General features: G+C 50.3%; 3 protein-coding genes. All 3 read right to left on the bottom strand.

Annotated elements, in window-relative coordinates; translation table 11 throughout:
- On the bottom strand, positions 1-1,341 hold a 1,341-nt coding region (locus OLTU_RS17065; RefSeq protein WP_218110083.1), incomplete at its 3' end, for a HAMP domain-containing protein.
- On the bottom strand, positions 1,338-2,960 hold the full coding sequence (locus tag OLTU_RS17060; RefSeq protein ID WP_141733969.1) for a FecR family protein: 1,623 nt from the start codon (positions 2,958-2,960) through the stop codon (positions 1,338-1,340). The genes OLTU_RS17060 and OLTU_RS17065, both read right to left, overlap by 4 nt.
- Before the next feature lie 60 nt (positions 2,961-3,020).
- Positions 3,021-4,330: PP2C family protein-serine/threonine phosphatase (locus OLTU_RS17055; RefSeq protein WP_218110082.1), on the bottom strand; the 1,310-nt coding region annotated here is incomplete at its 5' end.

The following is a 4,330-nucleotide window of genomic DNA, read 5'->3' as shown; positions in this document are numbered from 1 at the left end:
ATCCTCACTGTGACCTCCCTCCCTTATCCGCTGGATATGCGTGTGAGCCGCAGTATAGGCCATAGCTGTTACCAGGGCCGCGGGCACACCGTGTCCCGTGGCATCTCCAATCAGGATCAGCTCCTTGCCATGGGACAGCGAAAATCTTCCCCACCAATCACCACCGCATTCCGAAGCCGGTTTATAGAAACTTGTGATATTCAATCTGCCATTTCTTATACGTGTATCCTTGAAGAAGGTATTCTGGACAGTCTGCGCTGTGCTCAAAGCCTGGCTCAGTCGGGTTTTTTCCCTTTCCCGGGTCAGCAGCTCGACAAGTTTGTTTGACATAATGTTGAAAGAGGCAGCCAGTTCGCCGATTTCGTCGCGGGATCGCACGCGTATCAACTGACCGAAATTACCGGCCACGGCACGCTGGGTTGCGGCATGAAGCTCCCGAAGATTTTGGAGTAGATTCGATGTTATCCACCGGGCGCAGAGGATGGCGCACAGGACAAAGAGTACGGTCCATTGTAGCATCTCGATGATAAACGAAAGGATGGCATTCTCAATCGCCGATCCGTTCAAATGCACAAGAACGTAAAGAGGATAGGCCGGCAGTTGGTGAAAAGCAACAAACACCCTTTCCCCATCCATGCTGAGTTCACCCAAGTAGCCTGATGAACCCTTTCTTTTCATTCGCGACTGAGTCAGCGCCGCAAATTTATTTTGCTTGATCAGGTCTCCATAAGAGCGCTGTTGCAGTATATCGTAAAAATCATGATTTAAGAGGTAGATTTCCACACTGTCGCTTGGCTGATTATCCTGGATCAATGCTTTTAACTTGAAATAAAGCAACACCCCAACCGGATCAGTGCCGTCCTCGACAGCGATTGTCCGCATAAAGACGCCGAGAGAGGGATCGGTGGGATGATGTTGGATGCTGTTATCCGCCGTTTTCATGACCTCGCTCAGTCCAACCGTGTCCAAGGTCAAACCCGGGTCAGTCATGCCACTGGCAAGGATAACCGGTTCCTCAGCCAACTGGATGATTTGAACTGCCACCACGCCCGCTTCACTCTTAATGAATGAATCAATCAAATGCGAACGCATTTCCTGTGGGGCTCGCAGAAGAACGTGGGAGAAGAGTGTGATCTTGGTTTCCCAGCGGTTTAGCAGCCCGTTCATGCGCAGTCCAACCAGTTGAGTGCCGTCAATCAAAGTCTTCCTATACTGGCGACTCAACGAGTCATGGATATTCAGGATATTCCTGCCAGTTATAAATGCAACAACGAGGACAACAAGCAGCACAACGAAAATGAAGATCCTGGTGTGGAACCTGTTCCTGATTCCGAAAATCATGGTGGCCTCCTGAATAGGATGTCCACCGGGTGTCGGAAAAGATACGGGTTCAATTGTCGGACAAAGCGATCGACAGCATCTTGGGACGCAAAGAAGTCAGAGTCTATCCTGAGGACGTTTTCCCCTTTCAGATAGTATACAGGCTGGCCGCTCTGCAGTGCTGTGAAAAGGTCGAATTGCTTCCCAATGCCGAGATAGGAAGCGCGTGACCCTCGGAATACCAAGTCAGGTTTAAATTGCTCATAGAAATTAACCGGTATCTTCTGAATAGATGCATGGTCCGTCATGATAATGAGTTGTGAGTTGCGTATGATTCCCGTATCAAACGAAGTGTGAGCGCCCGGGGCTGCCTCGATGTGGAAAGAATCGGCTCCCTGTAAGAGCCCTTCAAATTCAGGGATAATATCTGGATTTGGGATCCAATATTTGGCTAAATATTCAGTTTTCGTGCGTGTTGCAAGCCAGGAATTCCGAGAAACCACCCATTTCCCAGGGTTCACTAGAATGTTGACGGGTGAACGAAACTGGAGCGTCTGGATCTGAATGTTATGTTTCAAGGGAGCAAAGATAGGGCCACTCTTCTGATTCCCTGAACTTTGCCATCCGAACTCGATGGTCAATGCTTGCGATAGTCCCCAGTCTGCATGCAGAATGGATTCAATGGCCTTGAGTGAAAGCGTTATCGCGGTGCTCTCAAGGCCCAGTGAGAATACGAGCGATCGTCCAGTTGCTACGCTTTGAACCCTGAAAGCAGCATTCCAGCCCGGCAGTCTCTTCATCGGACGCCAAATCAATTCAATTCCGATTGGTAGATTGGCCGCCTCCCGTAGGGAAGTTTTGACCCAATAGTGGGTGTGTTTGAGAGAGATTTCTGGGTGATCAGGCCGTTTCATCTCCTCACTCGCAGCCGTTGTCCAGGGTGGGGTGCCCGGTTCCAAAGGTCGTTGGAGTCGTTTTGCGGCAAGGATAGGGCGAGGCTTGGCGATTCGAGTTGGTTCCACCTTTTGCGGTTGTTGCGGTTGTTTTGTATTCTGGAGGAGGATGTCGTTCATTCCAGGGGACTGCATGATGCGTTCGTCTATGGCGCATCCTTCCTTCATGTCGCAATCGCGCAAGGCATGAATGAGACTGCGGCTCTGCTGCGGTCCAGCAATCGTTATGCTGCCTGGTTGATCAGCTTGAATGCCCAGGTTTGGATGGATACGGAAGATTCCGATCATATGGGATAGATCGAAACTGTATGTGCGCGTTGTTAATTTTATGGGGTATTCAAGGGCGATTGCGTCCTTGCCAGACTGCTTGGGAGCCACGACGGAAACCCCTCCCGCCTGCAGTACAATCTCAAATCCAAGGCTGAGCTTTTGCGCCAGAATCTTAAGCTGGGTGTCGCCGGGAACCAGGACGAGGCTTCCATTGTTCATCTGCAGAACGGCACTGCTATTTGAACCCGTGGAGATGGAGTCCAAGGAAAATATGCTGCCGCCGTCCTCCATGCGCTTCCACAAGAATGCACCGGACTTTTTCAGCTCAACACGACCGCTGCTGCTGGCCAGTAAGGCCAAGGGAATACCTTCCGTCTCGTCAGGAGGCCGGAAGCGCATCCAGAGAATGGTCCCCATCGTGAGAGTCGTCCATACTATGAAGAACCGAAATCGCAACGTGATCTCCCGATCCTATTGTCAAGCAGCAAGATCTTTGATTTTAACGAAATCAACAAACACGATTGTAAAATCATCGGCAAACTGATGCTTCTGAGCATTAATATCAATCACATGGCTTATCATGTCCTGACAGAGTTGATGAGTTTCGAGATGGGCATGATTCTTCAAGAATCGCTCCAGCCCTCGATTGCCCCATGGCTGCCTCTTTTCGTCAGCCACTTCCACAAGGCCACGGGAATGAAGAATAAACCTATCGCCCGGAGAAATGGCAAAAACTTCATTCGTGAACCGGGTGTCGGCATCAAGCCCGAGCACGTTCGAAGTATTATTCTTTTGAATCAGAAAGCGGAATGGGTACCTGGCCGGTTGAGTGATGCGGCTGTCGCTGGCGTCGGTTGGAATGAAGACGGGAAATGGATGGCCGCCGTTGGCAAAAATTAATTTTTCATGCACGCTATCCATAATTGCCGCTAAAAACGTCATGGAATACACGCCTTTAAGGGTTTGATAGAGCGTGTCGTTGAGGATTTTCAAGACAGCGGCAGGATCGTCGGAACTGCATCGACCCTCCTTTATGTCCTGAACGTGGATGTGGACCGTCGTATAGGCAATAGCAGTGACCAACGCTGCAGGCACGCCCTTACCTGTGGCATCACCCATTACGATGAGTTCTTTTCCAGGGGCGAGAGAGAACCGTCCCCACCAGTCACCACCACATTCTGCAGCGGGCTGGTAGAAGCTCGAAATGCGCAAACTCCCATTAGTGGCGGATTTGTCCTTAAAGAATGCATTCTGCACGACCTGCGCTGTCGCTATCTCTGCCCCAAGCCTGGCCTTCTCTCTTTCTCCTGCCATGAGTGTCAGAACTCTCTGGGTCATGAGGTTGAACGACGCAGAGAGCTGTCCAATCTCATCGTCTGAGCGCACGGGTACAACATGATCGAAGCGTCCGGCTGCCAGTTGCTGAGTTCCAATATGCAGTCCACGAAGGTCACGCACGAGGCTCCTGGCCATCCATTTTGCAATCAGGACAGCCACGAGCAGGAACAGCAGGGTCCATTTCAACATTTCAAAAATGAAAGACTGAATTCCCTTCTGAATGGCTGAAGCGTCGAGGTGGATAAGCAGATAGACGGGATAGATTGACGGGCGGTAATAAGCCACAAGATACTCACGCTGGTCCTGAATCAGCTCTCCCAGATAACCGAACCCTAACTCCTGCTTGATGAGATGCAAAATTTTTCCAGCAAAGGCCGTTTGATCCACGAGGGCGCTGTAATGTTTCCGTTGGGTAAAATCGAAAAAATTTTCATCAAGTAAGAAGATTT

The organism is Oligoflexus tunisiensis, from assembly GCF_001748245.1.
In the GTDB taxonomy this organism is placed as follows: Bacteria; Bdellovibrionota_B; Oligoflexia; order Oligoflexales; family Oligoflexaceae; genus Oligoflexus; species Oligoflexus tunisiensis.
The sequence above is the reverse complement of the archived record's forward strand: the minus strand, read 5'-3'. Positions and strand labels throughout refer to the sequence as shown.

Excerpts from the sequence above, each read along its gene's own strand:
- OLTU_RS17060 (WP_141733969.1), bottom strand. The coding sequence starts at position 2,960 with ATGGGGACCATTCTCTGGATGCGCTTCCGGCCTCCTGACGAGACGGAA.